27 protein-coding genes and 2 pseudogenes are annotated in these 25,222 nt (G+C 66.4%); 9 read left to right on the top strand and 20 right to left on the bottom strand.

The genetic code is table 11. The annotated features are described in order from the left end of the window. Positions 1–11: 11 nt before the first annotated feature. Positions 12–1,202 carry a pyridoxal phosphate-dependent aminotransferase gene (locus HLH29_RS06290; RefSeq protein ID WP_182965100.1) on the bottom strand — a complete coding sequence of 397 codons (1,191 nt, stop codon included), beginning with the start codon at positions 1,200–1,202 and terminating at the stop codon, positions 12–14. Between the two features lie 282 nt (positions 1,203–1,484). On the opposite strand from HLH29_RS06290, the gene HLH29_RS06285 reads away from it, so the two are divergent. Beyond that, a complete protein-coding gene (locus tag HLH29_RS06285; protein WP_246373864.1) occupies positions 1,485–1,835 on the top strand; it encodes a hypothetical protein in 351 nt (116 codons plus the stop codon). 177 nt (positions 1,836–2,012) lie between these two features. After that, positions 2,013–2,192 (top strand): hypothetical protein, encoded by a 180-nt coding sequence (locus HLH29_RS06280; protein WP_182965099.1) that lies wholly within the window; start codon positions 2,013–2,015, stop codon positions 2,190–2,192. A 354-nt stretch (positions 2,193–2,546) separates the two neighbouring features. On the opposite strand, the gene HLH29_RS06275 is transcribed toward HLH29_RS06280, so the two are convergent. Then, positions 2,547–2,891, bottom strand: a complete 345-nt coding sequence (locus HLH29_RS06275; RefSeq protein WP_182965098.1) for a hypothetical protein — start codon at positions 2,889–2,891, stop codon at positions 2,547–2,549. Between the two features lie 421 nt (positions 2,892–3,312). On the opposite strand from HLH29_RS06275, the gene HLH29_RS20040 reads away from it, so the two are divergent. The 7 genes and pseudogenes from HLH29_RS20040 (at position 3,313) to HLH29_RS06255 (ending at position 7,015) form a co-directional block, all read left to right on the top strand. Continuing rightward, on the top strand, positions 3,313–3,777 hold the full coding sequence (locus tag HLH29_RS20040) for a P-type ATPase (RefSeq protein ID WP_408871946.1): 465 nt from the start codon (positions 3,313–3,315) through the stop codon (positions 3,775–3,777). Continuing rightward, positions 3,671–4,015, top strand: a pseudogene (locus HLH29_RS20035) (hypothetical protein); the annotation flags it as partial. The gene HLH29_RS20040 and the pseudogene HLH29_RS20035, both read left to right, overlap by 107 nt. Beyond that, positions 3,963–4,640, top strand: coding sequence for an HAD-IC family P-type ATPase (locus HLH29_RS19430; protein WP_220791398.1), 678 nt, complete (start codon positions 3,963–3,965; stop codon positions 4,638–4,640). The pseudogene HLH29_RS20035 and the gene HLH29_RS19430, both read left to right, overlap by 53 nt. Before the next feature lie 103 nt (positions 4,641–4,743). Continuing rightward, positions 4,744–5,676: pseudogene (locus HLH29_RS06265) on the top strand (IS481 family transposase); the annotation flags it as partial. A gap of 21 nt (positions 5,677–5,697) precedes the next feature. Continuing rightward, positions 5,698–6,177, top strand: a complete 480-nt coding sequence (locus HLH29_RS19425; protein ID WP_220791404.1) for a nickel-dependent hydrogenase large subunit — start codon at positions 5,698–5,700, stop codon at positions 6,175–6,177. Continuing rightward, entirely contained in the window at positions 6,174–6,626 is a 453-nt protein-coding gene (locus HLH29_RS06260) for a hydrogenase maturation protease (protein WP_220791397.1), read from the top strand. The genes HLH29_RS19425 and HLH29_RS06260 overlap by 4 nt, the downstream gene beginning before the upstream one ends. Beyond that, on the top strand, positions 6,623–7,015 hold the full coding sequence (locus HLH29_RS06255) for a response regulator transcription factor (protein WP_182965096.1): 393 nt from the start codon (positions 6,623–6,625) through the stop codon (positions 7,013–7,015). Before HLH29_RS06260 ends, HLH29_RS06255 begins: the two co-directional genes overlap by 4 nt. On the opposite strand, the gene rpoN is transcribed toward HLH29_RS06255, so the two are convergent. The 18 genes from rpoN to hypF all read right to left on the bottom strand — a co-directional run bounded on the left by rpoN (position 7,008) and on the right by hypF (position 25,221). Continuing rightward, positions 7,008–8,402, bottom strand: a complete 1,395-nt coding sequence (gene rpoN / locus HLH29_RS06250) for an RNA polymerase factor sigma-54 (protein ID WP_182965095.1) — start codon at positions 8,400–8,402, stop codon at positions 7,008–7,010. The two genes, HLH29_RS06255 and rpoN, sit on opposite strands and share 8 nt — an antisense overlap. Positions 8,403–8,415: 13 nt before the next feature. Continuing rightward, positions 8,416–9,447: a HoxN/HupN/NixA family nickel/cobalt transporter gene (locus tag HLH29_RS06245; protein WP_182965094.1), complete on the bottom strand. Its 1,032-nt coding sequence runs from the start codon at positions 9,445–9,447 to the stop codon at positions 8,416–8,418. A 16-nt stretch (positions 9,448–9,463) separates the two neighbouring features. Then, positions 9,464–10,522: a hydrogenase expression/formation protein HypE gene (gene hypE, locus HLH29_RS06240; RefSeq protein WP_182965093.1), complete on the bottom strand. Its 1,059-nt coding sequence runs from the start codon at positions 10,520–10,522 to the stop codon at positions 9,464–9,466. Next, complete coding sequence (hypD, locus tag HLH29_RS06235; RefSeq protein ID WP_182965092.1) at positions 10,519–11,640, bottom strand: hydrogenase formation protein HypD; 1,122 nt, start codon at positions 11,638–11,640, stop codon at positions 10,519–10,521. The genes hypE and hypD overlap by 4 nt, the downstream gene beginning before the upstream one ends. A 72-nt stretch (positions 11,641–11,712) precedes the next feature. Next, positions 11,713–12,012 carry a HypC/HybG/HupF family hydrogenase formation chaperone gene (locus tag HLH29_RS06230; protein WP_182965091.1) on the bottom strand — a complete coding sequence of 100 codons (300 nt, stop codon included), beginning with the start codon at positions 12,010–12,012 and terminating at the stop codon, positions 11,713–11,715. Between the two features lie 12 nt (positions 12,013–12,024). Continuing rightward, complete coding sequence (locus tag HLH29_RS06225) at positions 12,025–13,497, bottom strand: sigma 54-interacting transcriptional regulator (RefSeq protein ID WP_182965090.1); 1,473 nt, start codon at positions 13,495–13,497, stop codon at positions 12,025–12,027. A 7-nt stretch (positions 13,498–13,504) separates the two neighbouring features. Continuing rightward, positions 13,505–14,410, bottom strand: coding sequence for a hydrogenase nickel incorporation protein HypB (gene hypB, locus HLH29_RS06220; protein WP_182965089.1), 906 nt, complete (start codon positions 14,408–14,410; stop codon positions 13,505–13,507). Further along, positions 14,410–14,751, bottom strand: coding sequence for a hydrogenase maturation nickel metallochaperone HypA (gene hypA / locus HLH29_RS06215; protein WP_182965088.1), 342 nt, complete (start codon positions 14,749–14,751; stop codon positions 14,410–14,412). The genes hypB and hypA overlap by 1 nt, the downstream gene beginning before the upstream one ends. A gap of 5 nt (positions 14,752–14,756) precedes the next feature. Then, positions 14,757–15,743 (bottom strand): nickel-dependent hydrogenase large subunit, encoded by a 987-nt coding sequence (locus tag HLH29_RS06210; RefSeq protein WP_182965087.1) that lies wholly within the window; start codon positions 15,741–15,743, stop codon positions 14,757–14,759. Continuing rightward, a complete protein-coding gene (gene hybE / locus HLH29_RS06205; protein ID WP_182965086.1) occupies positions 15,740–16,552 on the bottom strand; it encodes a [NiFe]-hydrogenase assembly chaperone HybE in 813 nt (270 codons plus the stop codon). Before hybE ends, HLH29_RS06210 begins: the two co-directional genes overlap by 4 nt. Continuing rightward, a complete protein-coding gene (locus HLH29_RS06200) occupies positions 16,549–17,421 on the bottom strand; it encodes a hydrogenase expression/formation protein (protein WP_182965085.1) in 873 nt (290 codons plus the stop codon). Before HLH29_RS06200 ends, hybE begins: the two co-directional genes overlap by 4 nt. Further along, positions 17,418–17,834 carry a thioredoxin domain-containing protein gene (locus tag HLH29_RS06195; protein WP_182965084.1) on the bottom strand — a complete coding sequence of 139 codons (417 nt, stop codon included), beginning with the start codon at positions 17,832–17,834 and terminating at the stop codon, positions 17,418–17,420. The genes HLH29_RS06200 and HLH29_RS06195 overlap by 4 nt, the downstream gene beginning before the upstream one ends. Beyond that, positions 17,834–18,196 (bottom strand): HypC/HybG/HupF family hydrogenase formation chaperone, encoded by a 363-nt coding sequence (locus HLH29_RS06190; RefSeq protein ID WP_182965208.1) that lies wholly within the window; start codon positions 18,194–18,196, stop codon positions 17,834–17,836. Before HLH29_RS06190 ends, HLH29_RS06195 begins: the two co-directional genes overlap by 1 nt. Positions 18,197–18,200: 4 nt before the next feature. Further along, positions 18,201–18,851, bottom strand: coding sequence for a HyaD/HybD family hydrogenase maturation endopeptidase (locus HLH29_RS06185; RefSeq protein ID WP_182965083.1), 651 nt, complete (start codon positions 18,849–18,851; stop codon positions 18,201–18,203). Between the two features lie 207 nt (positions 18,852–19,058). Continuing rightward, positions 19,059–19,820 carry a Ni/Fe-hydrogenase, b-type cytochrome subunit gene (cybH, locus tag HLH29_RS06180; RefSeq protein ID WP_182965082.1) on the bottom strand — a complete coding sequence of 254 codons (762 nt, stop codon included), beginning with the start codon at positions 19,818–19,820 and terminating at the stop codon, positions 19,059–19,061. An 11-nt stretch (positions 19,821–19,831) separates the two neighbouring features. Continuing rightward, positions 19,832–21,649, bottom strand: coding sequence for a nickel-dependent hydrogenase large subunit (locus tag HLH29_RS06175; RefSeq protein WP_182965081.1), 1,818 nt, complete (start codon positions 21,647–21,649; stop codon positions 19,832–19,834). Further along, entirely contained in the window at positions 21,646–22,725 is a 1,080-nt protein-coding gene (locus tag HLH29_RS06170) for a hydrogenase small subunit (RefSeq protein ID WP_182965080.1), read from the bottom strand. Before HLH29_RS06170 ends, HLH29_RS06175 begins: the two co-directional genes overlap by 4 nt. Positions 22,726–22,890: 165 nt before the next feature. Continuing rightward, a complete protein-coding gene (gene hypF / locus HLH29_RS06165; protein ID WP_338030185.1) occupies positions 22,891–25,221 on the bottom strand; it encodes a carbamoyltransferase HypF in 2,331 nt (776 codons plus the stop codon). Between the last annotated feature and the right edge of the window lies 1 nt (position 25,222).

The following is a 25,222-nucleotide window of genomic DNA, read 5'->3' as shown; positions in this document are numbered from 1 at the left end:
ACCGATGATAATCAGGCGAAGACCTTGTCGGTCGCCGCGCAGAACTTCTTCATCTCATCAGCCGATCCGACCGTAATACGCGACATATTGGGCCAGATCGGCCAGCTGCGACCGATATCGATCCCCTGCGCGGCGTACTGCTCCTTCACATGGTGGGCAGGCTGGTTCCAGTTCACCATGAACATGTTGGCGTTGCTGGGGATGAACGCGATCTTGCGCTTGCGCAGATAATCGAACGTCTCTTCGCGCGCGGCAACCATCTCCTTGCGGCGTGCCACGATATTTTCAGCCTGAGCCAGGCTCGACGCACCGATTGCCAGAGCGACGATCGACAGGGTACCGCTCTGGCTCTGCCCGTCATAGCGCATCATGCGCGCATGCAGGTCCGGCCGCGCGAAACTGAATCCCAGGCGCAGACCCGCCATCCCGAACAGCTTCGAGAATGTGCGCAGAACGACAACATCCTTGTTTTGGGCCACAAGATATGCCGCGCTCTTCGTCCCCGCAAAGTGCAGATAGGCTTCGTCCACAACAACCACGGCACCCGCTGGTTTGTTGTCCACCAGCCACGCAATATCCTCGATCGGGGTCAACGTGCCGGTCGGGTTATTGGGCGAGCAGATATAATACAGGCCAGCATTCGGATCTGCCTTGAGCATGGCTCGCACGTCGGCAGCATAATTGTTCCGCGCGCTCAGCGGCACCTTGGTCACCTTGACGTTCAGCCACGCCCCCGTCCGCCAGGCCGCCTCAAAAGTCGGATCGGCCGTGACCAATCCCCGCGTGGGCGAGCAGAATGTGACGACAACACGCGAAAGCGGATCGCTCGACCCCGGCCACGGCAAAATATGCGTGGCGGGCAGTCCCTCAACCTTGGCCGCCGTATCGATCAAATTGTCTCGAAGATGCGAGGGCTCATAACGGTTTCCCTCCTTGATCACCGCGGCACCGGCTTCAGCGGCGGACGGGAACGGCCCGGTCCAGCATTCGTTGGAGGCAATACGCACCATGCCGGATTTATCGGGCCGATGCATCTCGGGAATTGCAGGAGCGACAGCCCGCGCCTGTCCCATCAGGTGCGGCAGTGCAGCCGCCGCAGCCACCGGCATGCCAAGCAGGGCTGCGATCCGGCCGAACTGGCGACGGGAATAGCCGCGCTCCAGCAAATCTTCCCGGCCCTCCTTGGGGATCATCGTCGTCATTCGAAAACTCCGCGCTTGTCAGTCATTCCATACAGAGATCAATTACGATCACGATATTGTATGTTGGCCGGATGGAAGTCCACCTTCAATCTGCGCGGTCGGGCAACCCTTCCACGCGGCCCCCCCCTGGCCGTCGGCTTCACCAGGATGGACGGGCCCCTTATGTCAGCCCCACCCGAAATGCTCCCGCATTAGGGCCCCCTCGGCGTCCCCGCATCCGGCGAAAGGGTCGTCCTCGGCACGGTCGCCTCCCTGCGCGTCGGCAGGCGTTATGAAAACGCCATGCGACTGAACACTCCGGATCTCGAACAGAAGGTCGAGGCCATCGCAAATTCGATGAACGGCTTCCATTTTGGCCGCCTGAACGTACGTTTCAGCAGCGAAGACGCCCTGCGTCGGGGAGAATTCCAGATTATCGAGATCAACGGCGCCCGATCGGAAGCCATCGAATTCTGGGACCCGACGCTGAGCCTACGGGCCGCCTATCGCGGCGTCTTCGCCAAACAGAAAACCCTGTTCGCGCTGGCGGCCGAGATGCGCGCTGCCGGCCACATCCCAATCGGCATCGCTCCTCTCTTTCGCGCATGGCTACGGCAATTGAGATTGATACGGCACTACCCCCCGTCAAATTGAGGGGCAACCAAACAGATCGGACTTTGCCCGAACCCATCAGGGTCTGAAGCTCTGGGTCTCGATCAGGTTTTTCACGGCCAAACCACGCATGCGCGCGCCCGAAGAGTCATTCATGTGGCGCGTGAACAATCCGAACCATGAAGCGTTATCAGGACAACCACTCCCGGAGTCCCCACGATGCTGACCCTTCTCGTGATCATCCTCATCCTCTTCGCCATCGGCGGCGGCGGTTACGGCATTCGCTCCGGCTGGTATGGCGGCCCGCGAAGCACGGGGTTCAACGGGCTAGGCCTGTTGCCGATCATCGTAATCATCATCGCGCTGTTCCTGCTCTTCCGCGGCACAGGCGGCCCATGAACCCGCTGGAAGAAGCGGAGATTGATTTGATCAGATCACGGAACACGAAAACAAAAGAAAGCCCAGTTCTGCGTAATAGAACGGGCTTTTTTGGATTCCATGGTTGCCGGACAAGACAATCAACGATACTTGCAATTGCTGGCCCGCGAGATATCGCGCCTCGCACATGACAAGGATAAAGATGCCAGAACACACCCAATCAGAATCCATGCCGTAGGCACGTTGCCTCACACATGATCCGATAATAAGGCCAATATATGAGGCGGTCCGGCATGTCTGAGACCATATTCCTCTCCAAGGCTGTCGATCCGTCGGGACGGATCGCGGCGGAACGGCTGAGCAGCATGTTGCACATCACGAGGAGTTCAATGGGGGGGGCGAAAGGCCCATCCACTGGGGATGCCGCGCTTCGATCCAGCATAGAAGCCGACCGGTGAGGCGACGCACGGGCGGCGGGTCCTCGACCAGAAACAACAGCCCGAGCGGCAGCATCCAGAGCCCAAAGACCGGCAGCAGGGCAAGCACACTGCCCGCTATCAGCAGGATGCCCGTGGGAATGCGCACCCAACGCGCGGCCGGCCGACGCAACCAGCGAACGGTCGGCTGCAGCGCCAGGGGCAGACGTCGGATCAGAAGTTCGATCCGTCTTTCGCGGTCGCTGCCACAGCCCGAACCGCCCTCGATACTATAGCCATCCATAATTCCGCCTCCTTGCCGAACCCACGACGCTCATTCACCGATCGCCCCAGTGCAATGCCTGCTTCATAAAAGACATGAGCACATCGTGGATCATCCACAAGTCGGTCATGCGAGGAATAATTTCGGTCGGTTCGAAACCGGCCGGAAACGCCGCCGCGTCACAAGGACAGGAGGTGGACGGACCGGCAGCACGCCCCATGTCGGTCTGCCGTCCCCTTGAAGACCGGGCGGCTGGAGTGTCCGGACCATGAACCCACAGGCGCAAAGAACGAGCCATCCCGTGTCTTGGGAGTAATCCCTTAAAACCCTCCTCCTGCTCACAGTCCTGACCGTTCTGGTCGCAGGCATTGGCGCCCGGATAATCGGTCAGCCGCGCGGAGCCGCATGGCTATGGATCGGTGGAACCACGGCGGTCCTGGCCATGACCGGGGCGCTTGTTCTCGGCGCGCATCTGACCGGCATCATCGTCGCCCTGATGTTTACGGGCGGTCAGGCGCTGGAGGATTTTGCCCAGACAAGGGCGCGGCGCGAAATGACGGCGCTGCTGGACCGCATGCAGCGAAATGCCGCCCGACATTCCGACGGGCAGATTCGGGATGTCCCCCTCGCCGACCTGATGCCCGGAGACAGGATTCTGGTGCGCCGGGGCGAGATCGTGCCCGTGGATGGCGTGGTCACCCAGGGCATGGCCGTCCTGGATGAATCCGCCCTGACCAGCGACCGGCACCATCACCGACGGCCGCGCGCGCCTTCTCGAAACCAGATCGGCCAAGGGTCTCGATCCGCTCGAACTGCGGCGGCTCTCGGCATCCCTGGACCAGAGTTCGCACCATGTCGTGGCCCAGGCCCTGGTTGCGGCGACGCGGGAACGCGATCTACTGCTTGAAACACCCCAGGACGTTCGAGAACAATTCGGAGCTGGCGTCACGGGGCATGTCGGCCGGCACGCGATGGCTATCGGTGGCTGGGACTACGTGAAAACCCGGACGGACGCCTCGTCCTTCTCCGGCGAAATCGAGAGCTGGATCCGACGGGACGGGACGGTCGCGGTCGTGGTCGGGATCGACGAGCATGTCGCCGGGGCGTTTCTGCTGGCAGACCAGATTCGACCCGAGGCCGGTACCGTCTTGCGACAATTGCGCGACGCCGGGGTACGACGCATCGTACTCGCCACCGGGCGACCGGGCCGATCTGGCAGCCAGCGTTGCCGTTTTCCTGGGAGTCGATGCCGTGATCAGCGGCTTGAAACCGCAGGACAAGACCGCGATTGTCGAGGCCGAAAAAACCAACGGTCCCGTGCTGATGACAGGCGATGGCGTCAACGACGCGCCAGCATTGGCGGCGGCCGACCTCGGCGTCGCCATGGGCGCGCGTGGTGCTGCGGCATCCTCGGAAGTCGCGGACATCGTCATCCTCGTGGATCACCTCGACCGTCTGGTCAATGCGGTCCGTATCGCCCACCGGTCCCGGGCAATTGCCTTGCAGGGCGTCTATGCCGGCATGGGTCTGTCGACGGCCGCCATGATTGCCGCCGCCTCCTTCGGCTATATCGTCCCGGTAGAGGGTGCGCTGCTCCAGGAAGCCATCGACATAGCCGTTATCCTGAATGCCTTGCGCGCGTTGAAAGGACCAATCCGGAGACGCGGACAACGCGGCAGGTTGAGCACGGACGACCTGCGCGCCCTCGATGCCGAACACCATGCGCTGCTCGATGTGGTCGACATGATCCGCATCTCAGCGGATGTTTAGTCCCGGGATTTGATGGTGCATTATTTTCACGAGAGTGGCATGAAGCGCTATGGGCTAGGTTCACCACGGGAGCGCGACGACGACAGCGGCAGTCCGTCGAGCGATACAACATAGTCAGGAGAGCCTGAGGGCTTTGGCGAAACGCTACGGGATCAACCCGAAGACGGTCGCCAAATGGAAGGGGCGGCCCGATACGGCGGATCGGCGCACTGGCCCGAAGGCTCCTCTTTCGATGGTCCTATCGATTGAGGAGGAAGCCATCGTCTTGGCGTTCCGCCGCCATACGTTATTACCCTTGGACGACTGCCTTTACGCGCTACAGGCGACGATCCCGCATTTGAAGCGCTCTTCGCTGCATCGCTGCCTTCAGCGCCACGGCACCTCGCGCCTGCCCGATACCGAAGGCGACAAGCCGAAACGATCGAAGTTCAAGACCTGTCCGATCGGCTATTTTCATATCGATATCGCTGAAGTCCGCACCGAAATGGGGCGCCTTTATCTCTTTGTGGCGATCTACCGGACGTCGAAATTTGCTTTCGCCCAACTGCACGAGAAAGCAACACGTCGCGTCGCCGGTGACTTCCTGCGCGCCCTGGCCGTTGCAGTCCCCTATCGCATCCACACCGTGCTGACTGATAACGGCACACATTTCACCGATCCGGCTGGCAATGGATGGACACCGGAAGATATCAAGGCCATGCGGGCCGACGGCGTCCTGTTCCGTTGCCATTCTTTTGAACTGTCCTGTGCTGATCTCAATATCGAGCATCGTCTGACAAAGCCTCGACATCCATGGACGAATGGTCAGGTCGAACGCATGAACCGCACAATCAAGGAGGCAACAGTCAAGCGCTTCTACTACGAAACGCATGACCAGTTGCGCCAGCACCTCACCGATTTCGTCGCTGCCTACAATTTCGCCCGAAGGCTCAAAACGCTGCGAGGCCTCACTCCATATGAATTCATTTGCCAGCAGTGGGAAAAAGAACCATCACGATTCATACAAAATCCGCACTATCAAATCCCGGGACTAAACAAGAAGGCACGGCAGGATTTCATGGCGCAGGCCGGCGGCGGACGGGTCCACGCAACGCTTGCCTATCACTGGGCACGGCTGATCTGCATGATCCATTGTACCGAAACGATCCGGGCCCTTCTATATGACGACGACCTGCAGGGCACGGACCTGGTCGTCACGGGAACGCGCCGCCCCGTGGGGATCTCGATCCTCGAAGCGCCGCGCGGCAGCCTGTTCCATCATTACGAGGTCGATGACGACGATCGGGTGACGCGCGCCAACCTGATCGTGGCGACCACCCACAACAACGAGGCCATCAACCGCTCGATCCGCCAGGTCGCCGTGGAATACCTGACCGGCCGCGAGATTACCGAAGAGCTTCTGAACCATATCGAGGTCGCGATCCGCGCCTATGATCCATGCCTGTCCTGTGCCACTCACGCGCTGGGACAGATGCCGCTGATCGCGACGCTGGAGGACGCCGAGGGCACGGTCATTGCCACCGGAACCCGGCATTGACCGCCCGCATCCTGATCCTCGGCATCGGCAATCCGGGTCGTGGAGATGACGGTCTGGGCCCCGCGGCGGCGGCCGCGATCGCCCGGATGGCCCTTCCGTCGGTCACCACCAGCGATCCCTACCAGTTGGCGATCGAGGACGCGGCGGACATTGCCGAACATGACGTCATCTGGTTCGTCGACGCGACGATGTCCGGGATCGATCCTTATACCGTCGACGAAATTCATCCGGCGACCGAAATCGGCTTTACCAGCCACGTCCTGTCTCCACACGCAGTTCTGGGCATCGCGCGCGATTATTTCAGTCGCACGCACCGCGCCTTCCTTTTGGCCATCCGGGGCTACAATTTCGCATTTTCCGAAGCGTTGACACCCCAGGCGGCGGAGAACCTCGCGGACGCCCTCGCGATGCTGACCAGGCGCTTGCGAGACACGGGGACGGAACCATGACTATCGGCCTCGGCTCCCTTCGCCGGACTATCCTCCTGGTCGATTCAGACCCGCTTGGCAGAGGCACACTGCGCAGCGCGCTGGAGGAAGCGGGTTTCAGCGTCGACGAAGCCGCGACCGGTCAGGAGGGCGAACGCACTGCGCTGCGCATCGCGCCGGACGCGATCCTGGCGGACCTGATGCTGGAAACCGTCGATGCCGGGAGCCGGTTGGGGGAACGGCTGCGTGCGCAGGGCAGTACGATACCATTCTACATCGTCAGTACGGCGTCCGACGCACTGACGGGCGCGGTCGGGTTTCATGAACTCGGAATCTCGGGCGTATTTCTCAAACCTGTCGATATAACGGTCGTTATCCAGTCCTTGCGATCACGTCTCGATATCAGGTGAGGAGCGGCACCGCCCTACCGGATGGCGTGCGGGAAGTCCGCCGAACTGTCCCGGTTTTCTCTGCCGACCGGTATATTCTTCGCCGTTCGAATGACGAGCCGATCCCCAATCCCTCCCGGTATTTGACAACCGTCCGACGTGACAGAACGAAACCGAGCCGATGGAGCGCCTGGACGATCCGCTCGTCCGACATCACCAGATCGGCGGTTTCGTTCCGAATCAGGCGACGGATATGGGCTCGGGCTGCCTCGGCGGAACGCACTTCGTTATTCGTTCCTTCGACGACCGCCGAAAAAAAGAATTTGAGAGGAAACAGACCGAACGGCGTGGCGACATGCTTGTTGGCCACGATCCGGCTGATCGTACTGTCATGCAGGCGCAAATCCTCGGCGACACGCCGCATCGTCAGCGGGCGCAAGGCCTCCGGCCCACGCATCATGAAATCGGCCTGCCTGAACAGGATATGTTCGCCCACCACCATCAGGCTGCGCTGGCGCCGCGCCAGTGCATGCACCAGCCAGCGTGCGCCGGACAGCCAGCCCGCGACACGCCTGCGCTCGTCCTCGCGGCGCAGCCCCCCCAGCCGTTCCGCCAGGGACATGTTGAGGCCGACCGTATCGGACGGATCCTGCCCCGCCACCAGGCACCAGGTACTGTTCTCGCCATAGCGCACGATCAGGTCGGGGATGCGCGTCCGGACGGGCTCGGCCAGGTCCTCGATCCATGGCCGCGGGTTCAGCGCGCGCAATTCGGCGATCATGTCTGCCAGGTCGTCCGCGTCCACGCCGCATACCGCGCGCAGCCGCGTCATGTCGCGCCGCGCCAGCATGTCCAGGTTCGCCAACAGCGCCGCCATGGCGGGGTCGAACCTGTTTTGCTCCTGCAACTGCACTGCGAAGCATTCCGCCAGCGACACCGCCGCCACCCCGACCGGGTCGAAACGCATCAACCGCTGACGGACCGCCTCGATCCGCTCCTGTGCGACATCCAGGCGGCGGGCCAGATCCGCCCTGTCGGCCGTCAGCCGCCCCGATGCGTCCAGTTCGTCGATCAGCGTCGCGCCAATCCGCCGGTCAGTGCCATCGGGCATCGCCCGCATCATTTGCCGCAGCAGCCGTTCGCGGATGCTCATGGGGCCGGCCTGTACGCGCAGTGTGGCATCGTCCGGCCCCCATGCCTCGGCGCGCATCGGCCCTTCGGCCGCAAAGGCTGGCGGATCGAAGCGTTCCAGCAGAGGGTTGCCATCGACCTGGGCAACGATGAAGCGTTCGAGATCGACCTGCGACATGTGCAGGACACGCAGGGTTTCGCGCATGCGCGCCGTCATCACCAGCCCATGAGCCGGCCCCTGGCGTTGGCCGACTTTCTGGCCTAGCGCGACGGACATGAGGGGACGGCCTTCACGGGCGCGGTTCCGTCGGCCGAGGCGGCAAGGTCCCTGCGCGATCGGGGACAAACCGGTCCAGCCCGGCGGACACCACCCAGATCGCCAGGAACAGGGCGGCAATGCCCAGCCCCACCACCGGAAAATGATCGCCAAGCGCCCGGGCCGCCCGCACCGCAAGCCCGGCAGGGGTGGCTTCGTCGTTATCCAGCATCTGCACGGCCTCGACCAGCCCGACGACGACGGCGGCCATGACCGAGGCCATGGTGACGACCAGGTTATAGATCATGCGCCGCCGCCCGGACCGTGCGCTCCACCCGAAGGCACGGATCATCAGCATGGCCTCGATACTGTCCACAAGCGCCATTCCCGCCGTGAACAGCAATGGAAAGACCATGATGCCCGCTATGCCCAGCCCGTGCGCGGCGTGGGTCGCCGTCAATCCCAGCAGGCCGATTTCCGTGGCGGTGTCGAAACCCAGCCCGAACAGGAAACCCAGAGGGTACATCTGCCACCCCCGGTTGACCAGGCGAAAGGCCGGATGGAACAGCCGCGCCAGCATCCCGCCCGGCACGGACGGCCCAGCGCTCTCCACGCCACGCGCGCTCAAGACCCGCCACTGGGCCAGCGCCACATCGGTATTGACCAGGGCCATGGCCAGCAGGAAGGCGATCGAGACCACCGACCCCACCATGCCGCCGATCAGGTGCCAACGGTCCAGCCACCCCCGTGCCGGCAGGATCGCCAGCAGCAGCGTCGCCAGGACAACGACGCTGGAATGCCCCAGCGAGAACGACAACCCCACCCATAGCGGCCGTCGTCCCTGCGTCATCAGCTTGCGCGTCACCACGTCGATAGCCGCGATATGATCCGCGTCCATCGCATGACGCAGGCCGAACGACCATGCCAGCAGGGCCGACGCCATCAGCACGGGCTGGCCGCCCAGCGCGTACTCGGCCCAGTTCCAGGCCGCGATATTGACCACGGCCAGCCCCACCAGCAGCGCACGCATCGTCCCAGGCGCGACGGCGGACGGCCGGGCGTTCATGTCGGCAGATCCCATATCAGCAGATTCGCGGCAATTGTTCGCCCGATGGCATGCTCACCACGCGCTGTCCGCCGAACCGGTTGGCCAGATGCACCGCGCTCCGTCCCGACGCGGCGGTCTCCAGGCGGCCGATGACCGCGGCGTCCCGCCCCAGCGGATGCGCCCGCATTGCCGCCAGGGCAACATCGGCGGCAGCGGCCGGTACCACGGCAGCCAGCTTGCCCTCGTTGGCCAGATAGAGCGGGTCCAGGCCCAGGATCTCGCACACGCCGGCGACCTCGGGCCGGACCGGCAACGCGGCTTCGTCGATCCGTACGGTAACAAGGCTGGCCTCGGCCAGTTCGGTCAGCACCCCGGCCAGGCCGCCCCGGGTGGCGTCGCGCATGCAGCGCACATCCGGTACCGCGTCCAGCAGAGCCTCGGTCAGCCCGTTCAGGGGCGCGCAGTCGCTGCCAAGGGTGACATCCAGCGCCAGGTCGCCGCGCGCGCACAGGATCGCGGCCCCATGATCGCCCAGCGTACCGTTCACGATCACCACATCGCCGGGGCGGCCGGAGGCGATGCTGATGGCGCATCCAGGCCGGATCACCCCGATCCCGGTCGTGGTGACGAACAACCCGTCGCACGCGCCGCGCGGTACCACCTTGGTGTCGCCGGTCACGATCCGCACCCCCGCCGCCCGGGCGCATGCCGCCATCGAGGCCGCAATACGTCGCACCACCGCCAGATCCAGCCCTTCGGCCAGGATGAAGGCCGCCGACAGCGCCACCGGCCGTGCCCCGCCGACCGCCAGGTCGTTCACCGTGCCGCAGACCGCCAGCGTCCCGATGTCGCCGCCGGGAAACTCCAGCGGATCGACTACGAAAGAATCGGTCGTGAAGGCCAGACGGTCACCCAGCGCAGCCAGGTCGGCCATGGCAAAGCGTGCCTGATCTTCCTGCGGTGCCGCGGGATTGTCCGAGAAGGCGCGCAGGAACACGCCGTCGATCAATGCACGCATCGCCGTCCCGCCGCCGCCATGGGCCAGGGTGATCCGCCCGTCGGCGCCGACGCCCGGAATAGTATGGTCGCTCATGCCGCGCCTTTCTGGCCCTGATACTGATAATAGGCCGCGCACGCGCCCTCGGACGAAACCATCAGCGCGCCGGACGGACAATCCGGCGTGCAGCTTGTGCCGAACGCCGGGCACTGCGTCGGGCGGATACGCCCCGTCAGCACATCGCCGCAGCGGCAGGCCCCCGGATCGGCCACATGATGCGGTGTGACGGCGAACCGCTGCTCGGCATCGAAGGCGCGCCATGCGGGCCGCAGGCTCAGCCCCGATCCCGCGATGGTGCCCAGGCCCCGCCACTCGCAGGCCGGCCGCGTTTCATAGACCCGGTCGATCGCCGCCATCGCGGCCGGATTACCGTCTGCGTACACCACGCGGGCATACTGGTTTTCGATCCGCGCCGTGCAGGCATCGACCTGGCGCAGCACCATCAGCAGCGATTGCAGGATATCCAGCGGCTCGAACCCCGCCACCACCAGCGGACGATGGAATTCTGAGGCAATGAAATCGTAGGGCCGGGTACCGATCACCATCGAGACGTGGCCGGGGCCAATAAATCCGTCCACCCTGAAATCATCCTGCGACAGCAGGGCACGCAGCGTCGGGATGATGGTGATATGCTGGCACATGATCGAGAAATTCCCAATCCCCTCTGCCGCCGCGCGCAGCACGGTCAGCGCGGTCGACGGTGCCGTGGTCTCGAACCCCAGGGCGAAGAACACCACCTGCCGCTCCGGATTGGCCCGTGCCAGCGCCAGCGCGTCCAGCGGCGAATAGACCATCCGCACATCCGCCCCGGCAGCGCGCGCCTGCAACAGCGTACCCTGCGCGCCGGGCACCCGCATCGCGTCGCCGAACGTCGTGAAGATCACCTCGGGCCGCCGCGCGATCGCAATGGCGTCGTCTATACGCCCCATCGGCAGCACGCAGACCGGGCAGCCCGGGCCATGCGCGAATTCGACGTTCTCCGGCATCCGCGTTTCCAGGGCGTAGCGGAAGATCGTATGCGTATGGCCGCCGCAGACCTCCATGACCGTCACCGGGCGCGTTCGCGTCCGGCCGATCCGTTCGGCGACACGGGCGATTTCGGAAAAAAGGCGATCTGCCAGTTCAGGATCGCGGAATTCGTCGACAAATCTCATCGGTTATTCCCGACCCTCAGGGCTCCGTCCTGAAACCCGCCAAAGCGCATCGCCCTCTGGAAATCCAGGCGTTTATTCATGATCGCGTGTCGGAGCCTGGGCGCTGGCGCGCATTGTCGCAAGCTCGCTGTCCAGTTCGCCGATTTCGGCCAGAAGGCGCAGCGTTTCGCGGGCTTCGTCCTCCTCGATCCGGCTCATGGCGAAACCGACATGCACCAGCACCCATGTCCCCAGCAATGACGACAGCGGATGCCCCGTCTCGGCTACGCACAGGACGTTGACCGCGCGCCTGACGCCCGAGATCTCGACCTCGGCCATCGCCGATTCCTCGTCGAGAATGGCCGTCACCTGACCGGGAATGCCCAGACACATTGCGTAATTCCCTTACTGTATTGTCCGTTGTCCGGCATTCGGCACGATTCCATACCGATCCAGCTTCGCCCGCAGGCCGACGCGCGACAGACCCAGTTCGCGCGCGGTCAGGCTCTTGTTCCAGCCGCAGCGCACGATGGTTTCCATCAGGATCTGCGCTTCCAGCACCTCCATGCGCTGTTGCAGGGGGCCGCTGTGCGGAATGCTCTCCATCTGCCCCGCGCCTTGCCGCACGCCGTCGTCGGCTCCGGTCGCGCGCACGCCCGGCGACAGCAACGCCACGCCCAGCGTATCCTGTTCGGCCAGCACCAGCATGCGCAGGACCTCGTTCTGCAATTCGCGGACATTGCCGGGCCAGTCATGGTGGATCAGCGCGGCCATGGTGTCGGGCGTGAAGCCCCGGACATGGCGGCCGTGGCGCAGGCAGGCGCCATCCAGCAGATGGTTGGCCAGCACGCGCACATCGTCCGGCCGGTCACGCAGCGGCGGAATCGTCAGGACCATGGCCGACAGGCGGAAATACAGATCCTCGCGGAACCGCCCGGCCCGCACCTCCTCGCGCAGGTCGCGATGGGTCGCAGCCAGGACGCGCACATCCACCCGCGTCGTCTCGTTGGTGCCCAGCGACCGGAATTCGCCTTCCTGCAGGAAACGCAGCAGTTTGACCTGAAATGCGGGCGAGATGTCGCCGATCTCGTCAAGGAACAGCGTCCCACCATCGGCCTCCTCCACCAGTCCGCGCCGGTTGGCATGCGCCCCGGTAAAGGCCCCCTTCCTGTGGCCGAACAACTCGGATTCCAGCAATTCGTCCGGGATGGCGCCGCAATTGACGGCGACGAACGCACCGGTGTCGCGCTGGCTGGCGTAATGCAGCGCGCGCGCCATCAACTCCTTGCCGGTGCCGGTTTCCCCCTGGATCAGCACGGGGATATCGAACGCCGCCGCCTTGGCCGCCTGGCGGCAGGTCTCGTTCAGCGGACTGGCCGGCGTGCGGATGATGGATTCGAAATGATAACTGCCGCGCACGCGTTCGCGCTGCCGCACCAGCCGCCCCTCGGCCACTGGAGGCGCCAGGCGCAGTTCCAGCGACAGGCGTTCGTAGTCGCGCTGCATCGCGAACAGATGCGTGGCGTTGCGCGCCGCCAGCAACAACTGGTCCGGGTGCCATGGCTTGGTGATGTACTGATAGATGCCCGCCGCGTTGATCGCGTCGATCATGTCGTCAGGCTCGGTATAGCCGGTGACGATCATCCGCACGATATCGGGCCAACGGTCGCGAACCTCGGAGAGAAACTGCACGCCCGTCATGCCGGGCATCCGCTGGTCGCAGAAGATTGCCTGGATCCAGTTGGCTTCGAGAATGCCCCGTGCCTCCGCCGCGCCCGAGGCGACATGGACATCGAATTCCTCGCGCAGGATACGAGCCATGACCTCGACCGAACGCGGTTCGTCGTCGATGACGAGGATAGACGGCGGAATGCTCACGCCCCGGCTACTCCGCCGCGCGCAGCAGGGCCGCGCGAGCCTCGGCCTCGGTGGCCAGGCCGTCCAGCCACGCACGGCGCCGTGCCGACAGCCAGTCCAGCCAGTCCGCCATCCCTTCGCCGGTACGGGTGGAAACGCGCAGCACCCGCGCGGTGAGTGCCACACGCGCCACATTGGCCTCCAGGGTTGCCATGTCGACATCCAGATAGGGCAGAAGGTCGGTCTTGGTCAGCAGGACGAGGTCGGCATCCTGGAAGATATCCGGATATTTAAGGGGCTTGTCCTCGCCCTCGGTCACGGACAGCAGCGTGACGCGGTGGTGCTCGCCCAGGTCGAACGCGGCGGGACACACCAGATTGCCGACATTCTCCACGAACAGCACACCGCCAGCCGCAAGGTGCAGGTGCTCCATCGCATGGCCGACCATATGCGCGTCCAGATGGCAGCCCTTGCCGGTATTGACCTGCACGGCGGCCACGCCGGTCGCGCGGATGCGCTCGGCATCGTTGCTGGTCTGCTGGTCGCCTTCGATCACCGCGGCGGGCATGGCGCCATCGATCCGGCGCAGTGTCTCCACCAGCAGCGTGGTCTTGCCCGCGCCCGGCCCCGCCAGAAGGTTCAGCGCCAGCACGCCGTCACGCGCCAGGCGCGCGCGGTTAGCGGCGGCAAACCCGTCATTCTTCGACAGGATGCTGCGTTCGATCTCGACCATGCGGGCCTGCGACAGGCCGGGCGCATGCGCACGCGCCGGACCGGCCCCGTAATCCAGCAGACCGTCGGCGTGCCCGTGGGCATGGCCGTGGTCATGCCCATGTCCGTGATCGTGACTATGGTCGTGTGCATGGTCGTGGCTATGGCCGTCGGCCGCGTCGATCGTGGCCCCGTCGCCGGCGCATCCGCATGTCGTGCACATCAGACTACCTCCATATCCCTGATCCTGATTTCCATCCCGCCCGAGGGCTGAAGCCGCACGCCGCCGCAGCGGGGGCACGGGTCCAGCCGGTTGTCCAGGCTGACGGTGTCGCAACAGTCGAAACACCACGCCGCGCCCGGAACCTCCAGGATCTCCAGTTCCGCGCCCTCGGCCACCGTGCCGCGCGTGACGGCGTCGAAGCCGAAGCGCATGGCCGACAGTTCCACCCCCGCAAAGCGCCCGACTTCCAGCCGTACCCGCCGTACGCGGGTGAAATGCTCTCGCCGGGCGGAATCCTCGATCACATCGACAAGGCTTTCACATAGCGACATCTCGTGCATCCGGCCTAGTCCTCCGCCACCGTCACGGGGATACAGGGGTTGACCGCGGACAGCATCATGCAAGTCAGCACCGGCCGCCGCAGGTCCACCGGCAGGGCTGCCGCGATCCGCTCCATTAGCCCCCCGGGCGCGGCATGCCAGACGGTCGGCGACAGGACCGTGTACTCCACCACCCGTCCGTCGCGCACCACGGCGCGATGCGCCAGGATGCCGCGCGCCGCCCGCGCGATGCCGACACCCGGCGCGCACGACGCGGCCAGGCGGCGCGACCGGGCGAACAGGTCGGCCCCCGGCGCGCCCAGGCACGCCAGCAGGTCCAGCACGCGCGCCAGCATCCGCGCGAACAGCGACACCCCGTCGCGCGCGACCAGCGCGCGCAGGACGGGACGGTCCAGATGATCCGCCAGGATTCCCGCGTCCCGCGCGGCATCGATCCGGCCGTCCAGCGCCGCCCCGATATCAGCGGCCGCAAGCGCCATCAGGTCGGCACGGCCCCAGCCGGCGGGCGCAACATCCCGCAACCGTGCCAGGACACGCGGCAGGACAGGTGCCGCAGCGTCCCGCCCCAGATCCAGCCAGTCACACAAGCCGACGAGGTCCAGCGCACCGATCTCAGCATCGGTGCCGGTCAGCTCGCGATGCAGCGCCGCCGCATCCCCCTCCTGCCGCGCGATCAGGCGCGACAGCAGCGCCCGCGCCGGCGGCAGGCCCAGCCGCCCGGGCCAGTCCAGCAACAGAGCAATGGCGTGGTCGCGCAGGATTTCCCCGCGCATTGCCGCCTCGGCGGCCCCTCCCCCGGCGCGCAGGCCCATCGCCCCGGCCGCGGCCATGCCATGCGCGGCACCGCACAGGCTGAACAGCCCCGACACGCGGGCCATGGCCTCGGCGGGCGTCAGGCCGACGCAGAGCCGGCCGGCTGCGACCGGCGCCTGGAGCGCAATCCGCCAGGGACGTCCCCCGGCACCGCCCGAAAGAGTGAGGTGACCGATCATGCGCCCGACGGCGACGCCTCCTGCGGTGTGCCGAACAGCAATCCGCGCCGCCCCATCGCGGCCGCAGGAGCGACGGGCGGCGGGGCCACGTAATCTGGGTGCAGCGTCGGGTCCAGCAGTCCGCGTAACGTGGCCTCGGCCGTCTCGACAGCCTGCAACATCGTGGAAAATTCGAACATCGGCGAAAACAGCGCGCATGCCTTGTAGGGCGGCAGATCCACCCCCTGCGCCTGGACCGTCCGGTTGACGGCGGTGAATTCGTAAGTGCCGGACGGAAAGACGATCAGTTCCTTGTCGCCCGACGCCGACGACGACCAGTCATCCTCCGCGCCCGGCGCCAGGATCAGGTTCATGAACCACGGCGTGACCAACACACCCAGCAGCTGCCCATCATAGGCCCGAAAGCCCACGGCCCGGACGCCCAGGGCCTCGTTCAGCAGGGGGATACCCCGCATCTTCCCGACATGGATCTCGCGAAATGCCTCCTCCAACCGGGCCGCCAGCAGGGCGGCCGGCGTCGGCCCGGCCTCGGGCGGCGGCGTGGCGGGCGCGGCAACGGGCCGGACCGGTCCGGACGCGGCGGCGCCATGAACGACCATGAACTGGTCGCGCGCGCCGTCGCAGGTCGGGCAGCGCCAATGGTCCGGCAGGGCCGCGAAGGGCGTGCCCGGCGGCACCTGCCAGGTCTCGCAGCCCTGCGCCGGGTCATAGACCGACCAGCAGATCTTGCATTCCATTACCGCATCGGGTGCCAGCCGCGCGGCATCGCCCAGATACGAGCCTTCAAAACCGTGGAACGCGCCGTTCATGCGTCGCCTCCGGCCAGGGCCGCACAGATCTCGGCCAGACGCGCGGCAGAATCCGTGATGTCTTCGGGGGCCGCGCAGGCGATCTCGGGCACCTCGGCGACCTCGATCGTATCCAGGATCAGCGTGTCCATCGAATTGAAATAGCGCACGCGCCAGACATGCGGCGTGGCCGTCGCCTCGATCCGGCAATTGCCGTAGCCGCGCGACAGGATCGTCACGCCACCCCGGCCCAGCACGCTGGCGATCAGTTCCAGATCCTCAGGCGTATGGGGCAGCAGGCTGAGATTGACGACATGCGCGGCGCAACCGGGCCGCCATGCCGCGCTGCGGTCCAGAAGCTCGGTCAGGATGGCGAGCGCGTTCACCACGCCCCCGGTCGCCAGCGTAGCGATATCCGGCACGGGGGCGGGCCGGGCCGGAAAGGCCCGTGCCAGCACGGCGCGGGGAAAGGCGCCGATTTCCATCTGCTCCCGCGCTGGCTGGGCAGCATCCGGCGACAGGGCCCGCAGGGTCCAGATGCCCGCGAACACCGTTTCCTGCACCTCGATCCGTCCTGCCGCATCATCCAGCAGCACCGACACCTCCCCCTCGCCCAGCGCATCATCCACCACAGCGCGGCTGGCCGCGTCCAGCCCGTCGCGCTTCAGCAGCAGGGACCGGCCGGGCCCCCACTGGCCCGCCATGTCGCGCAACCCCTCCAGAAAGGCCAGGGCCGGGCGCACCCGCTCGGGGTCGTCGATCTCGGGCAGATGGGCGGCATAGACGCTGACCCCGGACGGCATGGCCAGATATTGCAGCCCGTCCTCGCCCTCGGGCGGGGCGGAGCCGGGGCCGAAGCCGATGGGGGGGTGGGCAAAGGACGCGCTCATGCCGGTTGATCCGTCAAGGTGGAGTGGGCAAAGGGGGCCAGCAAGGCCGTCAGGCGACGGCCATATTCGTCCCAGTCACGCATGCGCGAAATGGCGCCCGCCGGCCGGCCGTCATGCAGCAGCACCAGTGCCGGAAGGGACAGATCCTCGATTTCAGCGCGCAGGGCCGCTTCCAGCACAGCATCCGCCACCGCGCCCACAGGCCCGGCGCCCGAAGGTAGCAGCCCCGCGCAGGCCCGCAGCAAATCGGGCAGCACGGCAGCGATATCCGGCGTTTCCAGGTGCGGCCGCGCATGGCTGGGCAGGAACAGCAGCACCAGCCCGCGCGGCGCGTCCGCCGCATCATGCAGCAGCGCCATGCCGTGGCGGTCGATCAGCCCCGCGACCAGAGGCGAATCTTGCAGAACAGACATCAGGCTTCCTCCAGACCGGCGGCCAGCGCCGCTTCAAGATGCGGGGGCAGGCGCGGCGGCGCGTCGCACAGGTCGGCAAAGCCGCGCGCCACCACATCCTGCACGCGGGCAGCATCCGGGCCGGGCGCGGCCAGCGCCGCCAGGGCCCCCAGCGCCGCGCGGATGCGGCTTGCTTCCTCCGCGTCCAGCCGACTGCGGGCCAGCCCCAGAAACACCAGCAGTTCGTCGCCGGGCCGCGCATCGGACACCAGCGTGATATCCACCTGCTCGCGGCGTGCCGGCTGGCCCTCCGGCTGTTCGGCCTCGCACTCGGCCATGACACCGCGCACCGCACGCACGGTCATCGGAATCCCCACGCACATGCGCCTACGCCCCCAGCCGCGCCAGCAGGCGTTCGTCGCCATGGCGGCAGGCCGCCTGTTCGTCGGGGCGGCCGGCCTCGTACGGCGCGCGGGCCACCGCCGGGGTCATCAGTCCGGCGCCCATGTCGGCCGGCCCCGCCAGCGGCAGGGGCCGGACTCCATATTCGCGCGCCAGCAGGTCCAGCACCGCCTGGGCGGCAGGCGCCACCTGGGCGGCAACCCGTTCCGTCAGGCCGCCGCCATAATCCTGCATCGTCACCGGCTGCACCCCGATCAGCGAAACCCGGCGCGGCGCATGGCCCCGCAAATCCAGCAGCGCCAGAACCTCCTGAAACCCGGTCTGGTGCAGGCTCATCTTCCGTGCGCCGATGGTGGCGGGCACGTCCGCGCCATGCACCTGGTGCAGGGTCGCGGGCGGCAGGCCGAAATCGATGGCGTCGACGATCACCAGACCGGCCAGGTCCTCGAGATGCGGCAGCAGGTACAACCCCTGCGTGCCCCCATCCATCAGTTCGACCGGAGCAGGAAAATCGTGGCGAGCGGCCAGATATTCCACCACGCGCACCCCGAACCCCTCGTCCGCCCACAGGATGTTGCCGATTCCCAGCACCAGCACCCTGCCGCCCGTCTGTCCCGCTGCCTGTTCGGCCGTCATCCGGATGTTCCTGCCTTCGTTCCTGCCGCCGGCCGCCTGTGCAGCGCGGCAAATCCTTACGGAAAGTAAGGGAAGCAGATTTCGTGCCAACTTCCAGGCTGGTCATGCGATGACCGTTTCCAAAGCAAAACCCGTCATCACGGAACCGTGATGACGGGTTTTTTGGAAGCCAAACTTCCAATTCTAGCCGAACTGGATAGATCCCGATCAGTCAGGCCGATCGTCCCGGAAGGTGCGATAGCCGTTGGTCATTGCCGAGATCAGGGATTGACGCGACATGATATCCTCGCGCGAGACCGTATAGACGTGGATCATCACGAACAGGATGATCACCCACATGCCCCAGTGGTGCAGGAAATGCGTCGACAGGTTCCCCCCCAGCCAGGGCATGACCCAGCCGAACACGCGCCCCTCCCAGCTGTCGATGCCTGTGCCGTCGGAATAGAGCGCGAATCCCGTCACGATCATGAACAGGCCCGTCAGCGTGAAGCAGAAGAACAGCGCCGTGCGGGCCAGCGCGTTATGCCCCACCACCGTCTTCGCATGCTTCTTGACGAAAGCGTAGACCAGCACCTCATCCAGCAGTTCCTTCCAGTATTCCAGCTTCCAGAAGGGGATGAAGAACAGTTCGCGCGCATAGACGTTGCCCATGAAGGCCCAGGCCACCCGGCCCCCGAACCCCACGGCAAAGATCCACGCGGCGGCGAAATGCAGATAGCGGATCCAGCCCATCTGGAAATGGCTGCTGGCCTCGCCCGACAGGCTGGGCGGGGGAGAGCCGATCAGGTACCCCGTCACGGCCAGCACCACGATCGATGCCGCCGTCATCCAGTGCCACAGCCGGACCGGGGCCTCATAGACATAGACCGTGGTCAGCCGGCGCGCCCGCAGCGGACGGGCCTTCAGCCCGTCCAGATTGGTGCCCTTCAGGTCGCCATCCGTCAGGATGGCGGAATCCGGTGCGCTCATGTTCCGCCCCCTCAGCGTACGGTGACGCGGGCGAGTTCCTCGCCGTCGGGCGCCATCACATGGGTGGCACAGGCCATGCACGGGTCGAAGGAATGCAGCGTGCGCAGGATTTCCACCGGCTGTTCCGGGTTGCTCATCGGCGTGCCCAGCAGCGACGCCTCGAACGCGCCGATATTGCCCCTGGCGTCGCGCGGGCCACCGTTCCAGGTGCTGGGCACCACGCACTGGTAATTCTCGATCCGGCCGTCGCGGATGCGGATCCAGTGCCCCAGGCCGCCCCGGGGTGCCGCGACGATGCCAACCCCCTTGGCTTCCTTCGGCCAGGTGGACGGGTCCCATTTCGACACGTTCGCGGTCGCCAGGTCGCCATTGCGGATGTTGGTGATCAGCGCGTCGTAATCGTCCAGAAGCTGCTGGGCGCAGTAATGGGCCTCCAGCGCACGGGCCAGGGTGCGGCCGATGGTCGTCGGCAGGGCCTGCTGCGGCGTCAGCGCCGTGCCCGCCAGGCTGTTGAAGCGGCCCAGCGCGTCATCGACCTGTGCCTTCACGTACGGCACGCCCTTGGCATAGGCCAGGATATAGCGGGCCAGCGGCCCGACCTCGCACGCATGACCGCGCCAGCGGGGCGCCTTCACCCACGAATATTTGGCGTTCTCGTCGACCTCGACGATGTTGGTACGCGTGCCCTTGGCGCCGGCGCCCAGCGCGTAATGCGGGTCGGTCACGCCGTCCCAGGGGTGCAGGCCCACATCCTCGCGCCCCTTGCCGTATTCGTACCAGCTATGGGTGACGAATTCCTGCACCTGCTGCGGGTCGCGGGGATCGACGGGGTGGATCTCGTTCCAGTTGCCGCCGATGATCGCCCCGCCCGGCAGCCGGTCGGTCGATTTGTCGCCCTGCACGGTGGGGTAGTCGCCGTAATCCATCAGATTGCTGGCCGCCAGCCCGCCACCATACAGCCAGCCCTTGTAATAGCTGGCGATGGCCAGCACGTCGGGCAGATACACGTTCTTCGAAAACTCAAACGCGTCCTGGATCTTCTGCTGGATGAAGTTCAGGCGCTCCATGTTCAGCGGCGCGCCGGCCGCCATGTCGCCATCGATATTGATCGCGCAGGGCACACCGCCGACCATGTAGTTGGGGTGCGGGTTCTTGCCACCCAGGATGGTGTGGATCTTGACGATTTCCTTCTGGAAATCGAGCGCCTCCAGATAATGGGTCACCGCCATCAGGTCCGCCTCGGGCGGCAGCAGATACGATGCGTTGTCCCAATATCCGTTCTTGAAGATCCCCAGTTGCCCGCTTTCCACGAACTTCTTCAGCCGGTTCTGCACGTCGCGGAAATAACCCGGCGAGGATTTGGGATGATCGGGCGAGACTGATTGCTGCAACGCCGAGGTCGCGCGCGGATCGGCCTTCAGCGCGTTGACCGGATTGACCCAGTCCAGCGCGTGCAGATGATAGAAATGCACGACGTGATCGTGCCAGGCCAGCACCTTGGCCATGATCTGGCGGATCAGGAAGGCATTGGTCGGGATGCGGATATCCAGCGCGTCTTCCACCGCGCGGACCGACGCCAGGGCGTGGCAGCCGGTGCAGACGCCGCAGATGCGTTCCACGAAGGCCCAGGCGTCACGCGGATCGCGTCCCTTCAGGATCACTTCCAGCCCGCGCCACATCGTGCCGGTGGACACCGCGTTGCGGATGACGTTCTGCGCGTCGACATTGACCTCGACGCGCATATGCCCCTCGATGCGGGTGATCGGATCCACCACGATGCGCCGTCCGGCATTGTCCAGGCTGAAGCCGTTCGGTGTCTGGATGGTCATTGAGCGTCATCCCCCTTGTAGCGGACGCGGCTGAGCGCGCTGATGGCGGCATGCGCCGCAAGTCCGGCGCCCACGGCGCCCGCGGCGACAAGGCCGACCTTGTCCGCGCTGGCCTCGATGCCGAAGCCGCTGACATCCTGAAGCCGCGCGTACCACGACCCCTTGTCCCAGAACCCGTCCTCGGAGCAGCCGATGCAGCCATGGCCCGACTGGATGGGGAAGGACACGCCATCGTTCCAGCGCACGGTGGAGCACGCGTTATAGGTCGTCGGCCCCTTGCACCCGACCTTGTAGAGGCAATAGCCCTTGCGCGCGCCTTCGTCGTCGAAGGCCTCGACGTACTGGCCGGCGTCGAAATGCGGGCGGCGATAGCATTTGTCGTGGATGCGCTGCGAATAGAACATCTTCGGCCGCCCCTGGCGGTCGAGTTCAGGCAGGCGGTCGAAAGTCTGCATATAGGTGATGACGCCGGTCATGACCTCGGCGATCGGCGGGCAGCCCGGCACCTTGATGATCGGCTTGTCCAGGATGACCTTATGCACCGGGGTAGCCTGGGTCGGGTTCGGCCGCGCGGCCTGCACGCAGCCATAGGACGCGCACGACCCCCAGGAGATGATCGCCTTGGCGCCCGAGGCCACGCGCTTCAGCTGCTCCACAAAGGGCTTGCCGCCGATGATACAGTACATCCCGTCCTCGTTAAGCGGCGGATTGCCCTCGACGGCCAGGATGTAGTTACCGTGATATTTCTCCATCACCTCGTCGAGAATGGCCTCGGCCTGATGACCGGCCGACGCCATCAGCGTGTCGTCGTAATCCAGCGAGATCATGGACAGGATCACATCCTTGACCAGCGGATGCGCGGCGCGGATGAAGCTTTCGGAGCAGCAGGTGCATTCCAGCCCATGCAGCCACAGGACCGGCGTGCGCGGCTTGGTTTCCATGGCGTGGGCGATCTGCGGCACGAACTCCGGCCCCAGCCCCAGCGCCGCCGCCGTCAGCGAACAATATTTGACGAACGACCGGCGCGTTATCCCCTGCCGCCGCATCACGTCATAGAAGGTTTCGAGAACAGCCATCAGCGAAGAGTTCCTCCCTCGGCTGCGGATCGCCCCGGACCCGCATCACATCAGGAAGGAAGCAGAAAGCGTACCAATTGCCGCAGGGACCGCGAACGGCGAAAGGGCCGGCCCGATCGCGAGAGGAAAGTGGAAGCAGGCTGATCGGACGGATCGGACAGACGATCAGACGCCTTCCAGCATCCGGGCCGCCGCCACCGCCGCCTGCCCCAGCGCCAGTCCACCATCGCCGGCCGGCGCCCGCACCGGCAGCAGCACGCGCAGCCCCGCCGCGCGCAGCCGCACCGCCAACGTTTCGGCCAGCACGGCGTTGTGCATGGCCCCGCCGGACAGCGCGACGGTGTCCAGCCCTTCGACCTGGGCGGTGCGACGCGCCAACTCGGCGAAGGCGCCGGCCAGACCGGCATGGAACGACGCCGAGATCCGGGCCGGGGCCACGCCGTCCCCCCTGTCCCTCAGGGCGGCGCGCCACATCGCCGCCGGGTCGATCTCCGCCAGCCCATCGCGCGTCCGCAAGCCGAACGGCGCGGAGTCAGCCGCCTGGTCCGCCCCGCGCGCCAGGGCTTCCAGCCGCATCGCGGCCTCGCCTTCATAAGACATCCGCGCGGGCGCGACATCCAGCAGCGCCGCCATGGCGTCGAACAGCCGCCCGGCGGAACTGCACGCCGGCGCGTTGACACCCGCGCGGATCATGGCGCGCAGAACCGGCAGCGGACGGCCGGCCAGCGCGGGCGCCAGCCCCCGCGCCACCGCCGCATCGGTGCCGTCCGGCTCAAGCGTCGCGTCCAGATGCGCCAGCAGCATGCGCCACGGTTCGCGCGCCGCCACATCGCCGCCGGGCATCGCCACGGGCGCAAGCCGCCCCACCCGTCGCGCGGCACGATAGTCGCAGACCAGCACCTCGCCCCCCCAGACCGTGCCGTCCTGGCCCAGCCCGGCCCCATCCAGCGCCAGCCCCACCACCGCCCTGCCGTCGGCGGGCAGGCCATGCTCGGCCATGCAGGCTGCGACATGGGCGTGGTGGTGCCACACGGTCTCGACCCGCAGCCCCGCCTCCGCCGCCAGACGGCGGCCCAGCGCATGGCTGCGATAATCCGGATGGGCGTCCACCGCCACCACGGCCGGCGCCTGCGCGAACAGGGCGCGGTAATCGGCCAGGGCCGCCAGCAGCGCGTCCGCAACGCCGGCATCGTCCAGATTGCCCATATGGTGCGACAGCAGGGCCTGCCCGTTCCGCGTCAGGCAGAAGGCGGCTTTCAGGTCCGCCCCCATCGCCAGCACCGGCGGAGCCGCCGCGAAACCGGGGGGCAGAGTCAGCGGTTCGGGCGCCAGCCCGCGCCCCCGCCGCAGGACGCGCGGCTGCCCGTCCACCACAGCCATCACGCTGTCATCCAGCCGCCGCGCGATCGGGCGGTCATGCATCAGCCAGCCATCGGCGATGCCTGCCAGATCGCGCAACGCCGCCGCATCGTCCGTCACCTGCGGGCAGCCGGACAGATTGCCGCTGCTCATCACCAGCGGTGCCCCCACACGCGCCAGCAGCAGCGCATGCAGCGGCGTATAGGCCAGCATGACCCCCAGCCGGTCCAGCCCCGGCGCCAGCCCGGCGGACAGCGGCGCGTCGGCTCGCGTCGCCACCGGCACCACCGGGGCGGCCGGATCGGCCAGAAGCTGCCGCTCGGCCGCACTGGGGCGGCAGAACGCTTCCAGCATGGCCGCGTCGCGCATCATCACCGCCAGCGGCTTGGCCAGCCGCCCCTTGCGCGCGCGCAGCAGGGCAACTGCCGCATCGGACGTGGCAAGGCAGGCCAGGTGATAGCCGCCAATGCCCTTCACCGCGACGATCCCGCCGGAAAGCAGGAGGGAGGCGGCAGCCGTCAATGCCGCCTCCCCTTCCGACCCGGCCCCCGGCCCAACGAAGCGCAGGCGCGGACCGCATGCGGGGCAGGCAATCGGCTGCGCATGAAAACGCCGATCGGTGGGGTCGTCATATTCCGCGCGGCAGGAAGCGCACAGGGCGAACCCCGCCATCGTCGTGCGCGCGCGGTCGTAGGGAAAGCCGGACACGATGGAAAAACGCGGCCCGCAATCGACGCAGTTGGTAAAAGCATATCCATGGCGCCGCGCCGCAGGAGAACGGATTTCCTCCAGGCAGGCCGGGCAGGTCGCCAGATCGGCCACGATCCCGGCGCTGACGCCGCCCGCCACGCTGGGCACGATCTCGAAACCCGGCCCTCCGTCATACAGGTCCGGCTGGCGCGCCACGGCCAGGACCCGCGCGCGCGGCGGCCCGGACCACAGCGCCGCGACCAGTGCGTCACGCGCCGCCTCAGGCCCCGTCACCAGGATTTCGACCCTGTCGCCCAGATTGCACACCGTGCCCCGCAGACCCAGCCGCCGCGCCACGCGCCAGACGAAAGGACGAAAGCCCACCGCCTGCACCAGACCGCTGACCACGATCCGCTCGGCGGCGAGTTCCACAGGCCTATCCGGCACC

This window comes from Gluconacetobacter tumulicola (assembly GCF_014174215.1).
In the GTDB taxonomy this organism is placed as follows: domain Bacteria; phylum Pseudomonadota; class Alphaproteobacteria; order Acetobacterales; family Acetobacteraceae; genus Gluconacetobacter; species Gluconacetobacter tumulicola.
This window is presented reverse-complemented; position numbering and strand designations above follow the sequence as displayed.